We start from the raw sequence: 23,901 nt of genomic DNA, 5'->3' as shown, positions 1-23,901 counted from the left end.
AGAAACATCTCACGTCTAAAGTAACGAAGAACTTATAATCTATTATACATCGGTAGATGGACCGCGAAGTGCCGGGAAACTAGCATGCTTCGTGCGGAGCAGGGGAAAAGCTGGAGATGACTTCAAATGCTTACCTATTGCTAACTTATTTTATAAAGATTATTTTTATCAATGGCCACTGACTATTCACTAGGTAATAAATGTAAGAGACCATATTTAACCTACTAAAGCAGGATTAATTCACAAAAAAATTGGTCTAGAAGGTATTACATTCAATCGGCTTTTTAGTACCATAAAAGTGCTTGTGTTAAATCATTTATTAGCACTGGAAGCCTTCTATTATTGTATAGATATTCTAAATTGCAAAAAGGAATTGGAAACAACGAACTCGAATAATTACTTATCACATTCTATAAAAAGGGTGGAAAAGTCTATGATGAGTAAAGTCGGTCAAATTATGTTGTATGTCAATAACCAAGATGAGGCAGTGGACTTTTGGACAGACAAAGTAGGATTTAGTGTAATTGCTGAAGAAAATAACGGACAGGGAATGAGATGGATCGAAATAGCTCCAACAAAGGGTGCGGAAACAAGCATTATTCTGCACAATAAGGAATTCGTCGCTAAAATGTCACCTGGATTAAATCTTGGTACACCTTCTTTAATGTTTTTTACAGAAAATCTCGATGAATTATATAGCGACTTGTCAAATAAAAATATCACAGTCGGGGAAATTGTAAATATGCCTACTGGTAGAGTATTCAACTTTGCAGACAATGAAGAAAATTATTTTGCTGTAATGGAAAGAAAATAATTCGTTTATAGATGGACTAACGCTCTACTATTGCTTACCTATTGGAGAACCGAAAACTGAACGACTATCATTTTACGCCTAGGGGGCTGACAAGAATAGTCAGCTCCCATATTCAGTTGCAGGTATTAAGTAACAATAAATTAGTTTTATTAACAATACCAGTCATGCTATTCAACAATCGGGCGGTTTAGTGCAGTAATTAGATTCTCATTGTTTCGGGGAAGTTAGCCGGCTCCAGCTTCCTCCTTTGGATTTATGTTATGGTTTCAATTTCGAAAACAAAGTAATGGTTTTATGAGTCTGGTACAATATGTAAACCGATAACGTGAATCCCCGTGATGGGTTGGAATCGCTCAGCGAAACAATGCTTACCAGTGTGACGTAGGGGAAGTAGAAAGGAAGGAATGGATGGATTATCAAGTGTTTCTAATGAAGACGCTCGCTGATGCTTCCAAAATGGCGCTTGATCATTTTGGAAGGGTAACATCAACAACAAAGGATGGTGACACGCGCCAGGTTGTGACTGAGGCTGATATAGAAATAGGTAGGCTGATGTGCGAGGAGATCAAACGGACGTATCCGACCCACAATATTCTCGATGAAGAGACAGGTATCGTTAATAAGCATTCACCCTATACCTGGGTCATTGACCCTGTTGATGGAACAAGTAATTTTGCGCAGGCTAGTCCGCTCTATGGCTGTATGCTGGGACTCCTCAAAGACCACGAACCCATAGCTGGTGGTTTCGCGCTTCCTGCCTTTCACGAAATCTATACTGCTGAAAGAGGGAAAGGAGCGCACTGTAATCAGCAACGCGTGCAGGTACAAGATGAGGAGGAATTGCTTTCAGTCTTGATTGCTTATGGAGTAGAGGGGCATCAAGAAGATCCGAATAGTACGAGAAAAGAATGTGAATTGTTGGCAGAGATTATCTTAGCCTCCAGAGGTGTGCAAACAAGCAGTAGTGTTTTTGATGCCGCGATGATGGTGAAGGGAGTGTACGGCGGATTTCTTTATCAGAATTGCAAGATTTGGGACAATGTGGCACAGCAGATACTAATTGAAGAAGCAGGGGCTGTCTATACCGATTTTTTTGGCCATCCGATCGACTATAGGAGTCCTTTGACGAAATCGACAGAAACGTATAGTTTTTGTGCTGCTCCTCCAGTATTACATAGACAACTCCAGCAGATTATTTCCACATGGAGTAGAACAAGCGCCAGAACCCATTAGGATTATTTATCTATCATTGTTTCTCCTTAAATTAAACAGAGCTATTAACATTAGTGAAAACGGTACAAAAAGGCAGCCGTCTTACGTAACGGCTGCTTCTTTCCACATATTCTTTTATCGTGAACTAAGCATTACAACTGAATCTATAATTTGCTCCCAGTCTTCGCTATGAATCTCATGCCCTGATCCATCAAGAGGCACTAATTCAGCATGAGGGATGGCTTTCGCAAGTGCAAGCCCGTGCTCAAATGGTAGAGCTGGATCTTCCGTACCGTGAATAATGAGTACAGGTACGCTTATCTCACCCATTCTATCGAAATAATCATCTCCGCCTTGCAGCATGGCATGATTAAATCTGCTCGGTAGCTGTTTGGCACGGTCAACCTCCCTTTCCGCCAGTTTATACATTCTTTCCTGCTCATAAGGTTTGGAACCAGCTAAAGTTTTCCATCCATCCGCAAGATAGGAAATGACTGCCTCATGATTTGCCCAATCTATGGAAGAACTCTTCACATGGTAATCTAGTATTCTTTGATCCATTGGAGGCAGTTTTTCCATCTCGGTCCCGAATACACTAGATGCAATTAGTGTAAGAGTCATCACGCGTTCCGGATATCTCAAGGCAAGAATCTGGCCGATCATACCGCCTAGAGACATTCCAACGATATGAGCTTGCTCTATGGAATAAGCATCCAAGACACCTGCAGCATCGTCAGCCATGTCCGTTATTGTATAGTTGGAAGTACCAGGATCATAAATGGTTGAACGTCCCAGATCCCGATGATCGTACCGAATGACAAACCTCCCCTGCTCAGCGAGTCGGTGACAGAAGTCCTCATCCCACCAATCTAATGAAGACATTGATCCCATGATCAAAAGCACAGCAGGATCCTTAGAATTCCCAAAACTTTCTGTACATATATCCACTTTATTTATTTTCAGTATCTGTTCTTTCATGTTTTTTTACCTCCGTATCGTTTATTATCAAATCGCCGTTCCTAAGGCGCAGATCAATAAACTCTTGCAGGAGTATGATTGGCCTGCCCCTTTAATTATCGTAGTCGAACCCACTTGATAATCATGACGTGGCCTCCTTTAAATGTTATATAAAACGGGAAACATCATATTTATTACTATAACATAGGGGCATTTTCTCTTGTGCCAAAATTTTCTTGTGTTATCTGAAAAGTAATGAACATGACATCGTTATGGTTCTATTCATATAACTGGCGATTCTCCAATTGAATACGGTATTTTTTTGTCACAATACTCTCGCTTATCTCGTCATAAGGGTGAAAAGACAAAAAGGAGGCAGAACGAATGGGTAAAATACATTCTTCTTCAAAAGTTGGCCTTGGCAAAAGACTCATATTTAATCTTGCCCAATCGAAATTAATCAATAGACTGGCGGAAAAATATCCGGGCTTCGCGGATCGGATCAGCGTGAAATTGGGCAGGGAATGGCATGGGGAAATACCTTGGACTCCGTTGAAAAAGCCTGTAGAGGAAAGTCGGGTTGCACTTGTCACCTCCGGGGGGATTATCTTAAAAAGCCAACCCCCCTTTGATTTGAGTGACCCCAAAGGGGATTGCTCCTATCGTATCATCCCTTCCGACGCATCCCCCGATGAAACGGTGATCAGTCATTTATTTTATGATCATAGTGATGTAAAAATGGATTTGGAGGTCATGTTTCCCTTAGGCACTCTTCACCGCTTGGAGCAAGAGGGGAAGATAGGAAACGTGGCTCCTCGTCATTTCAGTTTTCAGGGGGGGATTCACGATCCGACTGCGCTGGTAGAAATGACCGCTCCGGAAGCAGCGCGAAGCCTGGCGGAAGATCAGGTGGACCTCGCTATTCTTACCCCGGCCTGAACCCACTGTCACCGGTCCGTGGGACTGGTTGCACGCGAGTTAGAAAGGGCAGGGATTTCAACGGTAACGGTCACTTTATTGCCGGAAACCACAATGGCGTTGGGAGTCCCCAGATCCGTACATTTTTCACGCAAATTGGGAAATCCAATAGGGCGGCCCAACCAAAAAAAGGAGCAATATTCTGCCCTTCTGCAGTGCCTGGATGCTTTAAGCAAAGCAAAAAAGGGAGAAATGATCACAGGTACCAGTTAAAAGCCTGAATGCTCATTTCCCAGAATTGATAAAAATTGCAATACCTAAACAAGATGTTGTTGAGCTTACAGGACAACAAGTTATAATTGAAGAGTCATGGCGTGTTTGTCCTTAAAAAAGCAAATACTTAAAAAGTAAATAGGCGATTTAATTAGATTGTCGGGAAGAGGTTTTTCTATTTCATTAGTATTTTTAGTTAAAACTTATTAAACCTAACTTAATTGACGAAGGGCGCAAATCTGGAATAAGAAGTGCGCTCTTCCTTTGTGGATAGGGCCAGATAATTGAATAACACTCGGAAGTTAATTTTGATATTTATTTTACAGAAGTTAATCGAAGATAGCCCATTCGCTTTTGTGATGGGATGAATTCGATCTCTCTAAAAATAAATGACCTCCACCTATTGTTAATTCCTCCCTCTTATAGTATCCTGGTTATAGGAACATTTGTTCGTTTTAAGGAGGGATAGAAATGGCGAAAGGTCAATCTCCAAGCTTTGTTTTCACACTTGAATTGGAACGGGNTAGGAACATTTGTTCGTTTTAAGGAGGGATAGAAATGGCGAAAGGTCAATCTCCAAGCTTTGTTTTCACACTTGAATTGGAACGGGACCCACGATTATTTTCCATCCTTGAAAGGGAATTAGAAGTTTGTCGTGTCATCTATAACACGGTACTCGGAATGTATCTCAAGCGAGAACATCAGTACAAACGTGAAAAAGCGTATAAACGATGCCTACGTCAATTAAAAGGAATCCGTCAAAAGCTTGGCTCGGACCAATACAATCCTACTCTAATAGAAGAACGAAAGAACGTATCCATGCAGTTGAACCAGCTTCGCGAAAAGCACCAACTCACGGAATATGCCGCCCATCAATGGGTTAAATCCATCCGACAACACTTTGGCAATCAAGTTAATGCCGCAGTCGCCCAAAAAATCGCCTCCCGTGCGTGGCTCGCTTTTCGTCAGAAGCTCTTCGGGAAAGCAACCAAGGTCCGATTCATTCGAAAAGGGGAGATGGTGAGCCTGGAAGGAAAAACGAACAAGACAGGCTGGCGATATGTCGATCGTCACCTTGTCTACAAAGACCTCTCCACACCTTTATGCATCCAACCCAACGACGAGTATGCCTTGACCATTCTCTCTCAACTTGAAAACCAACTCTCTTTCTCCTACACGAAAATGGAAAAGGGCAAACCAATCACAATGGTTGAGCCGTATCGTGTGAAATACGTCCGTATAGTTAAAAAAGTGATCCGTGGAAAGAACCGTTATTTTGCCGATCTTGTCATTGGTGGATATCCACCGACCAAAACCAAAACACTTGGAAAGGGACCCGTGGGGTTAGATATTGGAACCTCAAGCCTAGCCGTTTCCTCCCTAACCAAGGCAGGTTTATGGAATTTAGCGGATCAGGTACAACCCCTCTCTCGTCAGATTCGTTTGCTTCAACGCAGGATGGACCGATCCAAACGGTCCACCAATCCAGAAAACTACCATGAAAATGGTACGGTCAAGAAAGGAAAGAAAACCTGGACCTACTCCAAACGTTATCACCATCTTCGCACTCGATTAAGAGAGTGTAATCGGAAGCAAAGGGTCGTCCGGAAACAGTCCCATAACCAGTTAACCAATTTTTTATTAAGCTTGGGTCATTGTTTCTACATCGAGGCGATGCATTTTAAAGCCCTCCAAAAACGGAAAAAGGAAACAGAAGTTTCGGAGAAAACCGGTAAATTGAAACGGAAGAAACGATTCGGAAAAAGTATAGGTCACCGGGCACCTGCCATGTTCGTCCAGATCATTGAGCAAAAAGTTAAACGGCTTGGAGGAACGTTTACCCATGTCCAAACCCACACCTTCAAAGCCAGTCAATACTGCCATCAGCGTTGTACCTACATCAAAAAGCCATTAGCGCAACGTTGACATCCGTTTGAAGACGGCTCCTGCGTTCAACGGGATTTGTATGCCGCCTTTCTTTTGATGAATGCCAATCAAACAGGGACACGACCTGTACAACAACGCTGCCGTGAAACGTATCCCCTCTTTAAGCGGAACCATGATCAGATCGTCAATCAGATTTTCACCCAAAACAAGATAATTATGAATTCAGGGATTCTCGTCCATCCATAGTCAAGGATCAACGAAGCGGTGTGATCCCACCGAGCTCGTGAGAGCAGAAAGAAGCAGTCGGTAATGGCAACAGAGGTTGCTTGGACTGCGAACGTTCGGATAGAAGTGAGATCTAGTGTCTAACTCCCTAAATGCTAAGCATCCGTACGGGGCGGACTGTAGCTGCCGGTTTAGAAGAAGGTCTTGCGTATTCGAACCCCACGGCTTTAGTCGTGGGAGGATTCAGAAAATAGAGATTGTGAAGTTATGTACTTAAAGTAACGTGGCAGAATACTTGAATAAGATTAATGGTAAAATTGAGAAGTATGGAAGACTTGATAAAGAATATAAACTAGTTGGTTACAATTAAATAGGTGTAATATTAAGGAAGGAAGTGCAAAACTATGGATTTCGAAACAGTTATACAGGAGCTTGAAGCCCTCGGTAAGGAACGATCTAAAAAAATGCACATATCCAACGGAGCGCACGAACCGATTTTTGGCGTGGCTACAGGTGCTATGAAACCAATTGCAAAGAAAATAAAAATAAATCAACCTTTAGCTGAAAAGCTTTATGCCACAGGTAACTATGATGCAATGTACTTTGCAGGCATTATTGCAGACCCAAAAGCCATGACTGAGTCGGATTTTGATCGCTGGATGGATGGAGCGTATTTTTATATGTTGTCCGATTTTGTAGTGGCAGTAACTTTATCTGAGTCAGATATTGCACAAGATGTTGCTGATAAATGGATTGCAAGCGGTGACGAGCTGAGAATGTCAGCGGGCTGGAGTTGCTACTGCTGGCTTTTAGGGAATCGTCTAGACAATGAATTTTCTGAAAACAAGATTTCCAATATGCTTGATACTGTGAAAAATACGATTCATGATTCGCCAGAACGAACGAAATCCGCTATGAATAATTTTCTATACACCGTGGGGATTTCATATTTGCCGCTACATGAAAAGGCAGTCGAGACTGCAAAGGAAGTAGGAATAGTAGAAGTCAAACGGGACAAGAAAAAAAGCAGTTTCCTAAACGCTTACGAAAGTATTCAAAAAGAAATTGATAGAGGGAGGCTTGGTTTCAAACGTAAATATGTAAGATGTTAAAAATTAGCTTCGCATCGGGGTGTTGATCCAAGAAGGAGGATTGACGCTCTTTTTGTTAAAGTTTCCAGAGGGATCATACCAAATTATGGGATCTCTGGTTTGTACAGTAATCCTAAATTAAACGCAGTTGCTGTTAGGATGTACAATTGTGCTTATATTCATATAGAAATGAAGGCTTTGACCATATAAAAGATATTCATAGTTTTGGGAATTTAGTAGTTTCAAGTTTTAAAAAGCTTTAACTACAAAAGTTCTTTTTCTTATTCAGCTAAAGGGTCATTTAACTGAATAAATAGATAAAGGTGAACCGCCAAGGAGGTTAATAGTAATGTTAGAAGTGAGACCTTTAGATGACCGCGATTTTGAATTGATTAGGGAAGCAGAAAAAGTAATTGAAAAAAATTATAAATATGGTCGGCATCACATTGGTTCAGCAGTTAGAACAGCATCTGGTAATATTTTTTCAGCAGTACACGTAGAAGCAAATGTTGGAAGAATAACGGTATGTGGAGAAGCAATGGCTATTGGGAAGTCAATATCTGAAGGAGATCACGAATTTGAAACGATTGTAGCGGTGGCTCATCCACATCCTGACGAAGATATAGAAAAATGTTGGGTAGTTGCACCTTGTGGTATGTGTCGAGAGCTAATAAGTGATTATGGAAAGGATACTGATGTAATCATTCCCTATAACGGTGAATTAATTAAGTGTAATGTAATGGGGTTAATACCTGAAAAATATAAAAGTGATATTGAATAATACCTCTTTAAACAATCGGGCGCAAGAATTGGTGCGAAATGTTCCTGACTCAAATGAAATGTGGTCACACAATTTCGATAAAGGTCAGGCAGTTTTATATTTCTAAAACTGAAGGGTTATGTCGAGGAGTCGAATGAGGAGGTAACGTTCCGAAAGGCTCTCCCTGCGTCGAATAGCACGCCATTTAGTAAGAAAAGGGTGTGTTATAAGCTCGGCTAATAGGCATGAGAATTTACCGTAACAGTCCGGCTGACGAAAGCCTACCTGATGGGGTGGTGTAGATCATGGTGTTTGGGTTGAACAGATATGGTGAGAATGCAATGTAAATACAATAAGATACTGTATTGCTGACGAACTTCTGAATGTACGGGTCTAGACGCGCATTATATAGAAATGTATTTACTACCAAATGTAGGGTTAGCTGTGGATGAGTAAGAATCAATAATATAAAAGTCCATCTTGTGTTACAGGCACATGCAATGCTAACAGGCTCATAGGAAGCACCTAAGTTTGTTTCAGAATAGATGTAACTCAACGTTGTAAGCTGATAACGTGGAGAGCTTACTCTCGGTGAAGCGTTGGAAAGGAAAATAATCGTGAGAATAGCGACTGTATAACTTTTCTTCATATCAGTGAAAGTGGTGGTACAGTACCGTCGAAGCGTGTAATGAACGTGGAGGGATAGCCACTAGACTAATAAAAGATTCATTCAACCATGCAAGACAGTTCTTAAACGATTAATAAGGTTCTTGTAAGACTAATAGAGGTTCAGCTCCGAAAGGAGCAACCGACTTGTTAAAACGAAAGAAGCTGAGGCACAATGAGTATTATGGTATGCAATATCATTTTGATTCTTTATATGCTCAAAGTGCTAATGGTCAAAATTTTTATGGATTACTCGATTTAATGCAATCCGATGAAAATATTCGGTTAGCTTATCGCAATATTAAACGAAATACCGGCAGTAAATCGGCTGGATATGATGGATTAACGATTGAAGATATAAAGCGATTACCTGTGTCAGAGGTCATATCGACGATACAACGAATGTTTGAACACTATACACCCCAAGCTGTTCGGCGGGTATTCATTCCTAAGGCAAATGGAAAAACACGTCCTCTAGGGATTCCGACTATTTGGGATAGATTGTTCCAACAGTGTATCCTACAAGTGCTGGAGCCTATTTGTGAGTCAAGGTTTTATAAACATAACTATGGTTTTAGACCAAATCGGAATACACATCATGCGAAAGCGAGGTTTGAAACGCTCATCAATCGAGCGTGCTTATATCATTGTGTAGATGTTGACATAAAAGGATTCTTTGACAATGTAGATCATGCCAAATTATTAAAACAAATGTGGTCACTAGGCATTCGTGATAAAGCACTGCTTTCCATTATTTCGCGTCTTTTAAAAGCTGAAATTATTGGGGAAGGCTTCCCAATGAAAGGAACACCCCAGGGGGGATTTTATCACCCCTTTTATCTAACATCGTACTAAATGAACTAGATTGGTGGGTTAGTAATCAATGGGAAAGTTTCGAAACTCGAAAGCTATATAAATCACATACTGGCAGATATAATGCATTGAAACAATCGAATTTAAAACATTGCTATATCGTGAGATATGCAGACGATTTTAAAATGCTTTGTCGAACTCGTTCACAAGCGATTAAAATGCATTATGCAGTAAAAGATTTCCTTCAAACAAGGCTTAAGCTTGAAATTAGTGAGGAAAAATCGAAAGTAGTTAACCTAAAGAAAAACTCATCAGAGTTTTTAGGCTTTCGCATTAAAGCACATCGGAAGAAGACGAATAAAAGAACACTCTATGTAGCTCGTTCACATATGACAAGAAAGGCACTTAGAAATGCGCAAATAAAGGTAAAACAAGCTATAAAGTTAATTCAGAAACATCAAAAAGCCGAAAACGTTTGGCGATTTAATATGGTCATAATGGGTATACAGAATTATTATTCTGCAGCGTCACACATCACAATAGACTTAAATGAGCTGGGCTATCGTCTCCATAGAGCATTATACAATCGTTTAAAAGAAATGAGAAAAGAAGCTACGTTTCAGGACTTCGCAAAATCCTTACAGAAACGGTATAAGGGATATGAATGTAAGCTTTATAAAATAAAAGAAATGGTACTTGTCCCAATTCATGCCCAACGCTGTAAGGTGAATCTAAACTTCTCTCAAACTATCTGTAACTATACTACCGTAGGTAGAAATAAAATTCATCAAAACCAGCGGGCGATTAATAAACAAACACTCGCTCATGTGATGAAACAATTTATACCGAGCCGTTCCATCGAATACAACGATAATCGTATTAGCCGGTTTATCGCACAATACGGGAAATGTTCTATTACAGGAGTTGAATTAGGACTGAACGATTGGCATTGTCATCATAAAACACCATACCATCTCACAAAAGATGATTCATACGGAAATTTAATGATACTGCAAAAATCAGTTCATCACCTCATTCATATGAGAAATTATGAGAAAATACAAGTGCTTTTAAACTTACTCAAGTTAAATGAAAAGCAACTCATAGAAGTTAATAAATTGCGCAAGCAATGTCTGAACGAAGTAATCTGATCCTACATTTCATCTCTGCATCTACATAAAAATATTGAATGAGTTGGATTAGTTGGAACGCCGTATGCTGGGAAACTCGCCTGTACGGTGTGAAGTGGGGGAAAAGCTGGCGATAACTTCAAAAGCCTACCTATCACTATAATAAGACTTGCGCTACTTTTGCTTTAAAGGGCCAGATAATTGAACAAACCTATTTGAGCTGATGAAGTGAACTTAGGTTGTTGAAGAAAAAGATTGCATGATATGGTTCCCTTGTCACGCAACCTTACAATTGCTTTGGTTGAGAAGGAACCACAGGGTTGCTTATACTAGATATATGAATTGGGACAAAGAAACGCTATATTCAAAGCACTTGGCGACTCGACTCGGCGGATTATATTAGACGAACTATCCGAACGAAACGAGCTGACGTTGTATGAACTTACGGCACGTCTCATTATGAAGCACGACCTTACCATTTCGCGACAAGCGATAGCTAAACATCTTTCTGCATTGGAAGATGCAGGGCTCGTAAAATCAAAACGAAAGGGGAAATATCGAGTACTTATGTTCAACAACGAACCACTTAAAAACCTGCTGAAAAGATGGATAGAGTAATTTTATAAAAAATAAGTAACAAAATCGGAACAGGACTTCTGACGAAATGTGTGGTTGTTTTGCTGCTTGCAGCCAGATTTTTAGTAGAGCACTGTACGTTGCAAATATCAAAGGAGGCAAAAGTAATATGAAAATCATTGTTACCAGTATATTCGTAGAAGATCAAGACAAGGCATTAGAGTTTTATTCAGAAACGTTGGGCTTTATAAAAAAGCATGACGTTCCTACCGGAGAATTTAGGTGGATAACGCTTGTTTCTCCCGATGATGAAGACGGTACCGAGCTTTTGCTCGAACCGAATGACCATCCGGCCGCCAAAGAGTATCAAAAGAAGTTATTTGCAGAAGGCATCCCAGTAACAATGTTTGGCGTTGCAAATGTTCACAAAGAGTACGAACGATTAATGAAACACGGCGTGAAGTTTACTATGGAGCCGACAGAAATGGGCGAAATCACAATAGCTGTCTTCGACGATACATGCGGCAACCTTATTCAGATAGCGCAGAAGTAACTAACGGTTAATGAGCATTGCTTCGGAATTAAGGTTATTCCATTAAACGGCGCTTTAATGGGGTAACGAAAAAAGCCCAATTTTAAGAAATTGGGCTTTTTAATATTGGAATTTCTGAACAATTTTTGTCATATGATTCGTCTTGGTATTGATCGATAAATGGGAGGGAAAGAAATGAAACCATTTGTACTAGAGTTTCGAGAGATTGATAGAACGCAACTTATGCTTGTCGGAGGAAAAGGGTTGAATTTAGGGGAACTTTCGAAGATTCATGGAATACAAATGCCAGAAGGATTTTGTGTGACGACAGAAGTTTATCAAAAAGCCCTCGAACAAAACGAAGCCTTCCACGCATTGTTGAATCAACTAACAATGCTAAAAGTAGAAGATCGAGATCAAATTGATAAAATCAGCAGGAGAATTCGACAAATCATTGTGGAAGTAGAAATTCCTTCCGATGTTGTGAAAGTAGTTACTCACTATCTCTCCCAGTTTGGTGATGAACATGCTTATGCAGTGCGTTCTAGTGCGACAGCTGAAGATTTACCACATGCCTCTTTTGCTGGTCAACAAGACACCTATTTAAATATCATCGGAAAAGAAGCCATTTTGCGGTACATCAGCAAATGTTGGGCTTCCCTATTTACGGATCGCGCGGTAATCTACCGTATACAAAACGGATTCGACCACAGTCAAGTTTATTTATCTGTCATCGTTCAAAGGATGGTTTTCCCACAGGCTTCAGGAATTTTATTTACTGCTGACCCGATTACTTCCAATCGAAGTCTGCTATCAATCGATGCCAGTTTTGGGCTGGGTGAGGCACTTGTCTCTGGCTTAGTGTCTGCGGATAATTATAAAGTGCGGGAAGGTAGGATTGTGGAGAAGACGATTTCTACCAAAAAGTTGGCTATATATGGACGAAAAGAAGGCGGAACAGAGACAAAGCTGATCGATCCGGATCAGCAAAAGACTCAAACACTTACTGAACAACAAATTTTACAACTGGCACGCATCGGAAGACAGATCGAAGCTTATTTTGGTTGCCCACAAGATATCGAATGGTGTTTGGTTGATGATACATTTTATATTGTTCAGAGTCGTCCAATTACTACTTTATACCCCATCCCTGAAGCGAATGATCAAGAAAATCACGTTTATGTATCTGTTGGTCATCAACAAATGATGACCGACCCCATGAAACCATTGGGATTGTCTTTTTTCCTGTTAACTACTCCTGCACCCATGCGTAAAGCTGGTGGAAGGTTGTTTGTTGATGTTACACAAAGGCTGGCTTCACCTGACAGCAGAGAAATTTTATTAGATACCCTGGGACAATCCGATCCGCTCATAAAAGACGCACTTATGACCATAATAGAGCGAGAAGATTTTATAAAATCGTTACCAAATGATAAAAAAGAACAGAGTCCCGTTAAAAGCAATAAAGGTATGTCTTCTGCGGGTTTTCAAGCACAAATCGAAAACGATCCGACAATCGTTTCTGATTTGATTAAGAGTAGTCAAACATCAATAGAAAAGTTAAAGCATAATATCCAAACGAAATCAGGACCGGATTTATTTGATTTTATTATAGAAGATATCCAACAATTAAAGAAGATTTTATTTGACCCACAAAGTTTGGGTGTGATTATGGCTGCTATGGATGCTTCATCATGGATCAATGAAAAAATGAACAAGTGGTTGGGTGAAAAAAACGTAGCAGATACGCTTTCACAATCTGTACCAAACAATATTACTTCGGAAATGGGTCTGGCGCTATTGGATGTCGCAGATGTGATTCGTCCTTATCCAGAAGTAATTGATTATTTACAACATGTAAAAGATGATAACTTTTTGGATGAACTGGCTAAGTTTGATGGTGGACAGGAAACCCAAGACGCTATCTATGATTATCTCAGCAAATACGGAATGCGTTGTCCAGGAGAAATCGATATTACTAAAACTCGTTGGAGCGAAAAACCAACTACACTTGTCCCCGTGATTCTTAGTAATATCAAAAACTTTGAGCCTCATGCCAGCAATCGGAAATTTGAGCAAGGGCGACAGGAAGCTTTTAAAAAAGAACAAGAGTTATTAGATCGATTGAAGCAATTACCGGATGGTGAACAAAAAGCCAAAGAAACAAAACGAATGATCGACCTAATCCGGAATTTCAGCGGGTTTAGGGAATATCCAAAATACGGCATGGTTAATCGCTACTTCGTCTATAAGCAAGCTTTACTGAAAGAAGCCGAACAACTCGTACAAGCAAACGTTATTCATGAAAAAGAAGATATATACTATCTCACTTTTGAAGAACTCCACGAAGTGGTACGCACAAATAAACTAGATTTCCAGATCATCAGCAAACGAAAAGACGAATACAAATTATATGAAAAACTAACTCCCCCACGTGTTATTACATCTGATGGTGAAATCATTGTAGGTGAGTACAAACGAGAAGATCTCCCAGCCGAAGCTATTGCAGGTCTGCCTGTTTCTTCCGGAGTTATAGAGGGACGAGCACGTGTCATCTTAAACATGGAAGATGCTGATCTAGGAGATGGAGGTATATTAGTCACAGCCTTTACTGACCCTAGCTGGACACCATTGTTTGTATCCATAAAAGGCTTAGTCACCGAAGTTGGTGGACTGATGACCCATGGAGCAGTTATCGCACGTGAATATGGCTTACCAGCAGTTGTCGGGGTGGAAAATGCTACCAAACTGATAAGAGACGGGCAACGAATTCGCGTGCATGGAACAGAAGGGTATATTGAAATATTGTAATAGCTGAATACCATACAGTAATCTTTTGTTAAAGAATAATCATTTTTATGTTTTAAGTTTTTTTTGTTCAACTAACGAACGCTAGTGCGGAGTAACATATAGATTTAAACGACATTATTGTTATATTTTTAAGTACAGTGAGGTATCTTAGATCAAAAATTAAACAACTATAATTTACCCTCGTCCTAAATTTAGAACGAGGGTACACTTGTTTGAGGTTTTAAAATTAAATCTCAACTCCTCAACCCCTAAAAATAATTATAATTTTCTAATACCTTTATACCATTAAAAGGAAATGTCATCAATCTATGGAACATATAGAAGATGGTCGAAACATAATTTGGCCAAAATGGCTGAGTAAGTGAGGTGCTTATTTGAGGGAGTTTTTAGTTTTGGTTATTTCCATGTTTATCGCAAACGCCTTATCAGAGCTTGTTTATAAAATGATCAATTTGGATTACAGTTTATTCGAAAGTGATTTTAATTTATGGTTGTTCTTGTTTAATTTTGGCATCTACATAATAATTTTGATTCCTGTTTATTACCTACTGACTAGATTAATTGTAAAGAGAAATTGAATGATGTGGAGGCATGGAAAATGAATGGTATACAAGAAGTATTGAATGATTATTTTAAGGCTTGGAATAAAGGTTTTGTCAGCAAAAATGGTGACGGGATCAGGGCTCATATGTCTGAAAAATTTGTAGGATATTGGGCACATTCTAGCATTGAGAAGCCTGACCCGTATTATTATGACTATGATCTTAGTAATGTATTAAGCAGATGGATAATGCGGAAAAAACGTTTGAACCTGTTTCGATTACGAAACGAAAAAACGGAGTGGAATGCGTAGTTTTAGGAAGGGAAACCAATGTAATTAATGGAGAACCTTTTTCCGCTCAATGTATGTTCGTGTGGAGAAAAGAAGAAAACCGGTGGAAATTGTTAAGAGAATATATTGAGTTGGAAAGGTGAGTGAGAAATGAAAGTGCTTTCAATCATACAGCCGTGGGCTACTCTCATTAGTATTGGTGAGAAGCGGTTTGAAACGAGGTCTTGGAGGACAAAACATCGTGGAGAATTGGCTATTCATGCAAGCAAAAAGATAGACAAAAAGATTTGTAGGATAGAACCTTTTCGCTCTATATTAAAAAAGCATGGATTTACTGAAAATAATCTTCCAGTAGGTGGCATTATAGCAACATCTAACTTGTCGGATTGTTTAAATGTTGCTGAAGATATGGGTACAGGCTCTTTATTAGATAATGGAAAAATGGTAAGTGCCGATGAATATACATTTGGAAATTTTAGTGAGGGAAGATTTGCTTGGGAACTACAGGATGTAATACAGATCAAGCCAATATCTGCTAAAGGACAGTTAGGACTTTGGGAATATGTTGAACAAGAAAAATTAAAACCATAAGTTTTAATAATGGAATTATACTAATGAAAAGGTTAGTGATTATTACAGTTGGTAAAACCCATAGCGGGAAAACTATATTTGCTAAATCTTTAGAACAGCAGTTGAACAACTCACTTGTAATTGACCAAGATAACCATGCAGAATTTATCAACACCTTTTACAAAACCTTACTACCAAAACAAGGGCCTAATACTATCAAGTACGCCATCACCCAAACAATTGTTGATTATGCTGTTAATCGGACCAATTTACATCTCATACTTTGCAACTCAAATCGCTCTCGTAAATACCGTTTGGATCTGCTTTCACATTTTCATAATAAAGGATTTATCAGTATTCTTGTTAATTTTGATATTCCAGAACATATTCTTCAAGGGCGAGTTGTTAACAGTCATCGAAGTACAACAATATTTAGGAGTGCTTCTACTTTTGAGGAAGTGCTTAATCGTCAACAAGTGGGGTCCCTTAAAAGTGACGTAAAAGCACCAATAGATGGCGAGGCAGATCACTTATTTGAAATTAAAAACAGTGATGGAGCTCAACCCGTGACTCGAATAATTGTTAATATTTACCAAAATCTATGAGTAGTTAGAAGTATAGGGAAATAAGAAAGTAAAAATTTGAACCTTTACTCACTATTGGGGCAAGAGTAAAAAATTGCGAGCGGCTGCGGCGTTCTTTTTTCTTTATTGTGTAACCTTTGGGGATAACATACAAATAAAGGTTCAAGCATTCTCTCCTAGAATTCCTAATGTATTGTAAGTTTTAATGGAATTAGTAAGGGGGATGATGAAAATTTCAGAACGTATCAACCGTATTATTCAGATTAAGCCTTGGGAAGATAAAGACCTTGATTTGCTGTTTCGTATTAATGCTCCGAAGATGATGCAACATATTGGAGGTCCGGAGAGTAATAAACAGATTTTGAAACGACACAAGCGGTATCTTGAACTGGGTAGTAAAGGATGTATGTTCAGCATTTCTTTGTTACCAGAGCAAGAATCAGTAGGTTCTGTCGGCTATTGGCAAACGATTTGGAATGATGAGAGTGTATATGAAACTGGCTGGAGTGTCCTTCCTTCATTTCAAGGGAATGGAATAGCGACAACTGCAGTGAAGTTGGCAATAGATGAGGCATCTGGAGAGAACCAGCATAGCTACATCCACGCAATTTGTCGGAAGCTTGGTTTCAAATTAATCTCAGAATGCGAATTCGAATACCCTCCAGGTAACTTTATGCGGTGTAATGATTGGCGGTATAATTTATTTGCTGGTCAATAGCTTTGTTATACGAACAGTTGAATGTATAGTAACAACGCATACACCAAAGATCAATCTGAACTTTTGAGTATGGAGGTGCGTTGATGAAAGGTTAGTGATTATTACAGTCGGTAAAACCCACAGCGGGAAAACTATATTTGCTAAATCTTTAGAACAGCAGTTGAACAACTCACTTGTAATTGACCAAGATAACCATGCAGAATTCATCAACACCTTTTACAAAACCTTACTACCAAAACAAGGGCCTAATACTATCAAGTACGCCATCACCCAAACAATTGTTGATTATGCTGTTAATCAGACTAATTTTCATCTCATTCTTTGTAACTCCAATTGCTCTCAAAAATATCGTTTGGATCTGCTTGCACATTTTCATAATAAAGGTTTTACCAGTATCCTTTCACAAGTATTTAACATGGATTCCTCTTTAATATACGTCCCCAGTATGAAAATCACTTTTGGGGAAATAAGACAGTAGAATGTAACACCTAACTTACTATTGAAGGCAAGAGTAAAACAATTGGCTTCGGTGGTTCTTTTTCTTTATTGAGCTAACGGGTTAGTTGAAGAATGGATAATTTAGTACTTAACCAAAGTTTATTCAGCTTCAGTGTATCTGCTTTTAAAAACGAGGTTATGTTTAATTTTTTTCCCTTGACTTGAAATGCATTTCATAAATTAGAGTGAAAGTAATCTCATTTTTCAACTAAAGGAGGAAGAAAGATGAACAGAAAAATTAGCCTTCAACAAGATGAACATGTACTATCTACCCTTACAGGATTATTTGAATGCTTTGATGGAACACAGAATGTCTACTTTGGAGAGTTGTATTTAACCAATAAAAGAATATATTTAGTAACCAATAGACTAATAAATGTGGAAGAATCTTTCTGGTTTGAAGAAGAATTGAGAGATATTGGACATTCTACACTCATTGTAGGAAAACATAGGATTACGGTAAGATGGACATACAATGGAAACCTCTTTAATTTTATGAATAAATTTCAACAATTGAGTGTAAATGAGTAGGGTTCCTTGACATCAAGTATATGTAGGAGCTATGTTATGACAAATATTCACGATATTGCAAGATTAGCAGGTGTATCCGTCTCTACTGTTTCTAGAGTTCTAAACAATTATAAGTATGTTGCTAGAGATAAAAGAGAGTCTGTTCTTAAAGTTATTGAAGAAATGAAATATACACCAAATAAAAATGCGATTGATTTAATTCGAGGAGAAACAAGAACAATAGGCGTTATTCTCCCATATAACAACAACCCAGCATTTGATCAAATATTAAACGGTATACTGAACAAGGCAATAGAGAATGATTTTTCGATTACGGTACTTCCTTCAAATTATAGTAAAGAAAAAGAAGTGGAGTATTTGCAAAAATTAAAAAGCAAGCTGTATGATGGCATCATTATCACTTCAAGAGCAAATGATTGGGAAACGATCATTTCGTATAGCGATTATGGTTCAATCGTATCTTGTGAATATACGCAGCACAAGGAAATTGGATGTTCCTATATGGACCGCTATTCTTCTTATCTAGATGCCTTTCAATTATTTAAAAACAAAGGGCATTATACGGTAGCTTTCACAACAGCTAGGCTAGAAAGCAATAGCACGAGGCAAATGATTGATGCTTATAATGAGATTTTTGGTGAACTTCAACCTGAATATCATATTTCAGGTTGTCACTGCTTAGAAGACGGATATGAAGCAGCGGGGCAATTCCTGCATTTACTGGAAAGACCAACAGCTATCTATGCGAATGGAGATGAAGTGGCTGGTGGTATGTATTTATATGCTAAGTCGCAACAATTGAAAATCCCTACTGATTTAGCAATCATTGGTCAAGAAAATCAACCAATTGGTATCGGTATGGGGATTTCTACAGTGGATCACCAGTTAACGAAAATCGGTGAACAAGCTTGTAGCCTAGTGATAAAGAAATCTAGAGAAAAAGTAAAAATACCTTATCGCATTGTGGAAAGAGATTCTGTTTAAAGCCCCATCTTTGGTGGTGTTTAACATAGATAAAATTTGTGTTTTTGAAACATGGAAGCCATCGGCATTGCGACAGGAAGGAACTACGCAACAGCAAAATCGATCGTTGACGAGCTTGAAATTGATACCTACGTTTTATGTAATGGATCAGTAGGATATGTCCGTCATGAATTAGAGCATGAGGTAATATTATCAAAAGAATCTATTATGAAACTAATTGAAATTGTAACGGAAAACAATGATCAGATTGTGTTTCAAACAGCGAACGGATTAAAAAGACATTTCGAAGAACCTGGAGAGTCGTTAACTAAAGCTTACGATAGTTTAGGATGGACCCTCCCTGACTTTGATGAAATGTATTGGAAACAAAACCCAGTTATTCAAGCTATGCTTTTCTGCAAGCCAGAAGATCTTCAAAAATACGCTATCAAAGAATTCAGATATGTGAGTTGGCACAAATTTGGTGTAGATGTCATTCCTATAGAAGGATCGAAAGCAAAAACCATTTTGAAAATCGCCGAAGAAAATGGAATTAAGCGCGAAGATATTGTCTTTTTCGGAGATGGACTCAACGACATTGAACTAATGGAACTTTCAGGAATTGGGGTTGCAATGGGAAATGCTGAAACAGTAGTTAAAGAGAAAGCCGATTTAATCACAGATAGTTGCAATGAACATGGAATTTACAATGCTCTTAAGGGCATTTCATTAATATAAAAAGAGAAAGATGTGGCTTTGAAATAAAGTTGAACTGTTTATAAAAAAGTTTAACCGGATTTCCTATCTCTATAAAGAAGGGATTTCGGTTTTTCTTGTGGATTAAGAACTTGTTAAGTGATAATAAAGTTATTCCATTAAAGGACCATTATATGTAGTATGATTTTCCACCGTATTCAACGTAAGTAAAGATATGAAAAATGCCAAATTTGTATCTTTGTAGAAGCATTATATATAGTAAATAATTATAGTTTTCAACGTAAACAACGATAGGACTTTACTTGGAGAGGTGGGTATGATAGGCTCGTTTGCCTGATGAAACCTTAGCTTCAGCCTTTCAAGACAAATCGTACCCACAGAGGCTCCAAGTCAAGTCCTTAAACGCCTATTCTATGAATACATGTAAACAATGATAAAGGGTGCACCATATCAATGTTTTGTTACTGATACTATATATAACTGTCCGATTGTGGAGTAAGGAAGGTAATTAGATGGTTCATCTTGAAATTGTAAGTTATGCCAGAACAACACGCCGCAAATGAATTTTGACCAAAGGGATTATCTATTAAAGGGATTAAATTGGAGGGAATAGAAAATGGATGTAAAGACACTTTTGTTACAACAATGGGCAAGCTGCTTAGATGAAGAAGACTGGTTTCTACCACTTGAAAAAGTGCTAGAGGATATTACTTTTGAACAGGCAATTTGGAAACCAGCTGATGGGACAATGAATTCCATTTGGGAATTAGTTTGTCATTTACTTTTCTATGAAAAGAGATTTCTGATGCGATTTCTTGGTGAAACAGCGAATGAACCACAGGCAGAAAATAATGAATCTACATTTCGATTACCAACTGAGACGTTAGAAAATTGGAAGGAAACAAAACAAGAATACTTTTATGTTCATCGTGAACTTGGAAAAATACTAGCAAAATCAGAACATGAAGATTTGTATAGACAGATCCCAGGAGAAGATAATTCATTAGTGCTTGAACTGAAGAGTTTAGCAATGCACGACGCATATCATATTGGGCAAATTGTATTCCTTAGTAAAATGCAAGGAGCTTGGCCTGGGAAACGCAGCTTTTAAAAAAGCTTCATGTTTAATTTCAAGGAATTAGTTTTTACCAACAAACCATACAACAGGAGATTGTGAAGAATTACACTTAAGCTAAGGGGAGGTTAGTTGAACAACATTGGTTAAATTGAAAAAAGCAGTGGAGTTCCTTGAAGAATACCACTGCTTTTAAATATTGGTTTTACTTACTAATTATTATTCCTTTAAGAATCCCAAGTTTCATCGAGGTGCTGTGCATAGTAAGAAATCCCTCGTTTGAAGTATTGAAGTGTTTCATCAGTCGTGGTTTCTATCAAATTCATCAAAACGATCTTCATTGCTTCATTATAGTTCTCTGTATACAGAGCCATAGAATAAAAGATTTGTAGACCACGATGTTCAGGAAACTTTGTCACACCACGTTTAAGTATTTCAACTGCTTCTTTATACTGTCCCAAAAGCTAAATGTGCTTTCATTTTTTAATCTCCCCCATTGTTTTCTACCTGCTTATGGTAACGGTATTCATTATATTTATAATTTCTGTGGAGTATTAATTATGACATGCAGCACTTTAGGAACGTCTTCTACTTTTTAACAGCTTTAAAATAACGTATAATTATCATATAATAGTAGATAGAGTAATTTATAAATAATTGTACTATACTATGGAATGGTTATATTGGGACAGAAAATGTGTGTGACTAGGTCGCACTTTAATTTTGTGTGATGCTATATCTTTTTTTTGCAAATTTCCAGGGGAAAAGGTTGGTAAAAATGAGCAACAGAGAAATGAAAACAGATGTCATTTTAATTGGCGCCGGAATCATGAGTGCGACTTTAGGGACACTCTTGAAAGAATTAGCACCGGAATGGGAAATCAAAGTGTTTGAAAAACTCGCAAAAGGAGGAGAAGAAAGCTCTAACGAATGGAATAATGCGGGTACGGGCCATGCTGCACTATGCGAGCTTAACTATACATCCGAAAAACCTGACGGATCAATCGATATTAGTAAAGCGATCAAAATCAATGAACAGTTTCAGCTTTCAAGACAGTTTTGGTCGTATCTTGTAAACAGAAATCTGATTCGTAATCCGCAGGACTTTATCATGTCATTACCACATATGAGTTTAGTACAAGGGGAAGAAAATGTAACGTTTTTGAAAAAACGTTTTAAAGCGCTTACAAACAATCCCCTGTTTCAAGGGATGGAATATTCCGATGACCCTGAAAAACTGATCGAATGGCTTCCGCTTATCATGGAAGGCCGTACAATGAATGAACCGATCGCAGCAACAAAAATCGACTCTGGAACGGATGTCAATTTTGGGGCATTGACACGCTTATTGTTTAGCCACTTAAAGAATACAGTTGTCGAGATCAACTACAAGCATAGTGTTCAGGATATTAAACGTAATAGCGACGGCTCTTGGCAAGTGAAAGTACTTGATATCGATAGCGGTAAAATCGAATACCATACTGCAAAATTCGTCTTTCTCGGCGGCGGAGGTGGAAGTCTGCCTTTACTACAAAAAACCGGTATTCCTGAATCAAAGCATATTGGTGGATTCCCGGTAAGCGGACTATTCATGGTATGTAACAATCCGGAAGTCGTGGCGCAGCATCAGGCAAAAGTGTACGGTAAAGCGAAGGTCGGTGCGCCTCCAATGTCTGTTCCACATCTTGATACAAGATATATCGACAACAAAAAATCATTGCTGTTTGGACCGTTCGCTGGATTTTCACCTAAGTTTTTAAAAACTGGTTCGAATTTTGATTTGATAGGTTCTGTAAAACCGAATAATGTCTTCACAATGTTAGCTGCAGGCGCAAAAGAGATGGGATTGACAAAATATCTGATCCAGCAAGTTATGTTATCGAAGAAAAAGCGCATGGAAGAATTACGCGAGTTTATTCCGAACGCCAAAAGCGAGGATTGGGATATCGTGGCAGCGGGCCAACGTGTTCAAATTATCAAAGATACTGAGTCTGGTGGGAAAGGGACACTACAGTTTGGTACGGAAGTTGTGAGTGCCGCTGACGGTTCTATTGCTGCATTGCTCGGCGCTTCTCCGGGTGCTTCTACTGCCGTTCACGTCATGCTTGAGGTACTAGAAAGATGCTTCCCGCAACATATGAATGAGTGGGAGCCGAAAGTAAAAGAAATGATTCCTTCTTATGACGTGTCTCTAGTGGACAACCCAGAGCTATTCCAAGAAATTCTTACTTCAACAGCGCAGATGCTTGGTCTAAACGAAGAGGAGCCGTCTTTCATTAATTCTTTGGATGAGAAACCAACGTATTGAATGACAAGTTTAAATAATATTTTTCATTAATGGACAATCGTTTCTATGATGATGAGATTGAAAAGACAATGATTGAAAAAAAATAGAAAACCCAGAACCTTTGATCTATCTTTGGATTGAAGGTTCTTTTTTTGAAATTCGCAGTTAGAGGGGCTAAGGCGAACCGTATCATAAGTCAATGAGGTTTTTAAGCAATGTACTAAAATATAAAAAACAAATCTCATAAGAGGGTTGGAAAAAAGTCCTTCATTCGGGTTGATGAAAGCTAAAATCGCATAAATAAGTTGGAGAAAAGACCTTCATGCGTTTGATGACGGCCAAAATTGCGTAAATGAGTTGGAGAAAAGACCTTCATGTGGGTAATGAAGGCCAAAATTCCGTAAGTAAGTTGAAGAAAAGTCCTTCATACGGTTGATGAAAGCCAAAATCGTGTAAATGAG

At 38.6% G+C, this 23,901-nt stretch carries 21 protein-coding genes and 1 pseudogene; 20 read left to right on the top strand and 2 right to left on the bottom strand.

Going from position 1 to position 23,901, the window contains the following annotated elements; translation table 11 throughout:
- Nucleotides 1–433: 433 nt before the first annotated feature.
- Together NON16_RS19020 and NON16_RS19015 are read left to right on the top strand one after the other, a co-directional pair.
- Nucleotides 434–814, top strand: a complete 381-nt coding sequence (locus NON16_RS19020) for a VOC family protein (protein WP_257351005.1) — start codon at nucleotides 434–436, stop codon at nucleotides 812–814.
- Nucleotides 815–1,222: 408 nt separating this feature from the next.
- Complete coding sequence (locus NON16_RS19015) at nucleotides 1,223–2,047, top strand: inositol monophosphatase family protein (RefSeq protein ID WP_257351004.1); 825 nt, start codon at nucleotides 1,223–1,225, stop codon at nucleotides 2,045–2,047.
- Nucleotides 2,048–2,161: 114 nt separating this feature from the next.
- Here NON16_RS19015 and mleCBF read toward each other — a convergent pair whose 3' ends face one another.
- A complete protein-coding gene (gene mleCBF, locus NON16_RS19010) occupies nucleotides 2,162–3,004 on the bottom strand; it encodes a CBF family alpha/beta fold macrolide esterase (protein WP_257351003.1) in 843 nt (280 codons plus the stop codon).
- A gap of 363 nt (nucleotides 3,005–3,367) precedes the next feature.
- Between mleCBF and NON16_RS19005 the strand changes: the two genes are divergently transcribed.
- The 17 genes and pseudogenes from NON16_RS19005 to NON16_RS18925 all read left to right on the top strand — a co-directional run bounded on the left by NON16_RS19005 (nucleotide 3,368) and on the right by NON16_RS18925 (nucleotide 21,189).
- Nucleotides 3,368–3,922, top strand: coding sequence for a glycine/betaine/sarcosine/D-proline family reductase selenoprotein B (locus NON16_RS19005; RefSeq protein ID WP_257351002.1), 555 nt, complete (start codon nucleotides 3,368–3,370; stop codon nucleotides 3,920–3,922).
- A gap of 810 nt (nucleotides 3,923–4,732) precedes the next feature.
- Nucleotides 4,733–6,100: a hypothetical protein gene (locus NON16_RS19000; RefSeq protein ID WP_257351001.1), complete on the top strand. Its 1,368-nt coding sequence runs from the start codon at nucleotides 4,733–4,735 to the stop codon at nucleotides 6,098–6,100.
- 590 nt (nucleotides 6,101–6,690) lie between these two features.
- A complete protein-coding gene (locus tag NON16_RS18995) occupies nucleotides 6,691–7,398 on the top strand; it encodes a DNA alkylation repair protein (RefSeq protein ID WP_257351000.1) in 708 nt (235 codons plus the stop codon).
- A gap of 328 nt (nucleotides 7,399–7,726) precedes the next feature.
- Nucleotides 7,727–8,158: a cytidine deaminase gene (locus tag NON16_RS18990; RefSeq protein WP_257350999.1), complete on the top strand. Its 432-nt coding sequence runs from the start codon at nucleotides 7,727–7,729 to the stop codon at nucleotides 8,156–8,158.
- A gap of 792 nt (nucleotides 8,159–8,950) precedes the next feature.
- Nucleotides 8,951–10,767: pseudogene (ltrA, locus tag NON16_RS18985) on the top strand (group II intron reverse transcriptase/maturase).
- A gap of 321 nt (nucleotides 10,768–11,088) precedes the next feature.
- Entirely contained in the window at nucleotides 11,089–11,364 is a 276-nt protein-coding gene (locus NON16_RS18980) for an ArsR/SmtB family transcription factor (RefSeq protein WP_257350998.1), read from the top strand.
- 127 nt (nucleotides 11,365–11,491) lie between these two features.
- Nucleotides 11,492–11,875: a VOC family protein gene (locus NON16_RS18975; protein WP_257350997.1), complete on the top strand. Its 384-nt coding sequence runs from the start codon at nucleotides 11,492–11,494 to the stop codon at nucleotides 11,873–11,875.
- A gap of 174 nt (nucleotides 11,876–12,049) precedes the next feature.
- Nucleotides 12,050–14,665 carry a phosphoenolpyruvate synthase gene (gene ppsA / locus NON16_RS18970; RefSeq protein WP_257350996.1) on the top strand — a complete coding sequence of 872 codons (2,616 nt, stop codon included), beginning with the start codon at nucleotides 12,050–12,052 and terminating at the stop codon, nucleotides 14,663–14,665.
- Nucleotides 14,666–15,263: 598 nt separating this feature from the next.
- Nucleotides 15,264–15,518: a hypothetical protein gene (locus NON16_RS18965; RefSeq protein WP_257350995.1), complete on the top strand. Its 255-nt coding sequence runs from the start codon at nucleotides 15,264–15,266 to the stop codon at nucleotides 15,516–15,518.
- A 129-nt stretch (nucleotides 15,519–15,647) separates the two neighbouring features.
- Complete coding sequence (locus tag NON16_RS18960; protein ID WP_257350994.1) at nucleotides 15,648–16,088, top strand: ASCH domain-containing protein; 441 nt, start codon at nucleotides 15,648–15,650, stop codon at nucleotides 16,086–16,088.
- Nucleotides 16,089–16,111: 23 nt separating this feature from the next.
- On the top strand, nucleotides 16,112–16,672 hold the full coding sequence (locus tag NON16_RS18955) for an AAA family ATPase (RefSeq protein ID WP_257350993.1): 561 nt from the start codon (nucleotides 16,112–16,114) through the stop codon (nucleotides 16,670–16,672).
- 202 nt (nucleotides 16,673–16,874) lie between these two features.
- Nucleotides 16,875–17,369, top strand: a complete 495-nt coding sequence (locus tag NON16_RS18950; protein WP_257350992.1) for a GNAT family N-acetyltransferase — start codon at nucleotides 16,875–16,877, stop codon at nucleotides 17,367–17,369.
- Between the two features lie 94 nt (nucleotides 17,370–17,463).
- Complete coding sequence (locus NON16_RS18945; RefSeq protein ID WP_257350991.1) at nucleotides 17,464–17,847, top strand: ATP-binding protein; 384 nt, start codon at nucleotides 17,464–17,466, stop codon at nucleotides 17,845–17,847.
- 245 nt (nucleotides 17,848–18,092) lie between these two features.
- Nucleotides 18,093–18,398 carry a hypothetical protein gene (locus tag NON16_RS18940; RefSeq protein ID WP_257350990.1) on the top strand — a complete coding sequence of 102 codons (306 nt, stop codon included), beginning with the start codon at nucleotides 18,093–18,095 and terminating at the stop codon, nucleotides 18,396–18,398.
- Between the two features lie 36 nt (nucleotides 18,399–18,434).
- Nucleotides 18,435–19,382 (top strand): LacI family DNA-binding transcriptional regulator, encoded by a 948-nt coding sequence (locus NON16_RS18935; RefSeq protein WP_257350989.1) that lies wholly within the window; start codon nucleotides 18,435–18,437, stop codon nucleotides 19,380–19,382.
- Between the two features lie 51 nt (nucleotides 19,383–19,433).
- Nucleotides 19,434–20,099, top strand: a complete 666-nt coding sequence (locus tag NON16_RS18930; RefSeq protein WP_257350988.1) for an HAD-IIB family hydrolase — start codon at nucleotides 19,434–19,436, stop codon at nucleotides 20,097–20,099.
- Nucleotides 20,100–20,694: 595 nt separating this feature from the next.
- A complete protein-coding gene (locus NON16_RS18925) occupies nucleotides 20,695–21,189 on the top strand; it encodes a DinB family protein (RefSeq protein WP_257350987.1) in 495 nt (164 codons plus the stop codon).
- Between the two features lie 191 nt (nucleotides 21,190–21,380).
- On the opposite strand, the gene NON16_RS18920 is transcribed toward NON16_RS18925, so the two are convergent.
- Nucleotides 21,381–21,614, bottom strand: coding sequence for a tetratricopeptide repeat protein (locus tag NON16_RS18920; RefSeq protein ID WP_257350986.1), 234 nt, complete (start codon nucleotides 21,612–21,614; stop codon nucleotides 21,381–21,383).
- 317 nt (nucleotides 21,615–21,931) lie between these two features.
- Between NON16_RS18920 and NON16_RS18915 the strand changes: the two genes are divergently transcribed.
- Nucleotides 21,932–23,461, top strand: coding sequence for a malate:quinone oxidoreductase (locus NON16_RS18915; RefSeq protein ID WP_257350985.1), 1,530 nt, complete (start codon nucleotides 21,932–21,934; stop codon nucleotides 23,459–23,461).
- The last annotated feature ends 440 nt before the right edge of the window (nucleotides 23,462–23,901 follow it).

Origin of the sequence: Pseudalkalibacillus decolorationis, assembly GCF_024609785.1 — a bacterium.
GTDB classification, from domain to species: domain Bacteria; phylum Bacillota; class Bacilli; order Bacillales; family Fictibacillaceae; genus Pseudalkalibacillus; species Pseudalkalibacillus decolorationis.
Note: the sequence above shows the minus strand (reverse complement) of the source record. Positions and strands in the feature narration are given on the sequence as shown.

Bases quoted from the DNA above. Each gene is read 5' to 3' on its own strand.
- NON16_RS19020 (WP_257351005.1), top strand. From the start codon at position 434: ATGATGAGTAAAGTCGGTCAAATTATGTTGTATGTCAATAACCAAGAT.
- NON16_RS19015 (WP_257351004.1), top strand. From the start codon at position 1,223: ATGGATTATCAAGTGTTTCTAATGAAGACGCTCGCTGATGCTTCCAAA.
- mleCBF (WP_257351003.1), bottom strand. From the start codon at position 3,004: ATGAAAGAACAGATACTGAAAATAAATAAAGTGGATATATGTACAGAA.
- NON16_RS19005 (WP_257351002.1), top strand. From the start codon at position 3,368: ATGGGTAAAATACATTCTTCTTCAAAAGTTGGCCTTGGCAAAAGACTC.
- NON16_RS19000 (WP_257351001.1), top strand. From the start codon at position 4,733: ATGGCGAAAGGTCAATCTCCAAGCTTTGTTTTCACACTTGAATTGGAA.
- NON16_RS18995 (WP_257351000.1), top strand. From the start codon at position 6,691: ATGGATTTCGAAACAGTTATACAGGAGCTTGAAGCCCTCGGTAAGGAA.
- NON16_RS18990 (WP_257350999.1), top strand. From the start codon at position 7,727: ATGTTAGAAGTGAGACCTTTAGATGACCGCGATTTTGAATTGATTAGG.
- NON16_RS18975 (WP_257350997.1), top strand. From the start codon at position 11,492: ATGAAAATCATTGTTACCAGTATATTCGTAGAAGATCAAGACAAGGCA.
- ppsA (WP_257350996.1), top strand. From the start codon at position 12,050: ATGAAACCATTTGTACTAGAGTTTCGAGAGATTGATAGAACGCAACTT.
- NON16_RS18965 (WP_257350995.1), top strand. From the start codon at position 15,264: ATGAATGGTATACAAGAAGTATTGAATGATTATTTTAAGGCTTGGAAT.
- NON16_RS18960 (WP_257350994.1), top strand. From the start codon at position 15,648: ATGAAAGTGCTTTCAATCATACAGCCGTGGGCTACTCTCATTAGTATT.
- NON16_RS18955 (WP_257350993.1), top strand. From the start codon at position 16,112: ATGAAAAGGTTAGTGATTATTACAGTTGGTAAAACCCATAGCGGGAAA.
- NON16_RS18950 (WP_257350992.1), top strand. From the start codon at position 16,875: ATGATGAAAATTTCAGAACGTATCAACCGTATTATTCAGATTAAGCCT.
- NON16_RS18940 (WP_257350990.1), top strand. From the start codon at position 18,093: ATGAACAGAAAAATTAGCCTTCAACAAGATGAACATGTACTATCTACC.
- NON16_RS18935 (WP_257350989.1), top strand. From the start codon at position 18,435: ATGACAAATATTCACGATATTGCAAGATTAGCAGGTGTATCCGTCTCT.
- NON16_RS18930 (WP_257350988.1), top strand. From the start codon at position 19,434: ATGGAAGCCATCGGCATTGCGACAGGAAGGAACTACGCAACAGCAAAA.
- NON16_RS18925 (WP_257350987.1), top strand. From the start codon at position 20,695: ATGGATGTAAAGACACTTTTGTTACAACAATGGGCAAGCTGCTTAGAT.
- NON16_RS18915 (WP_257350985.1), top strand. From the start codon at position 21,932: ATGAGCAACAGAGAAATGAAAACAGATGTCATTTTAATTGGCGCCGGA.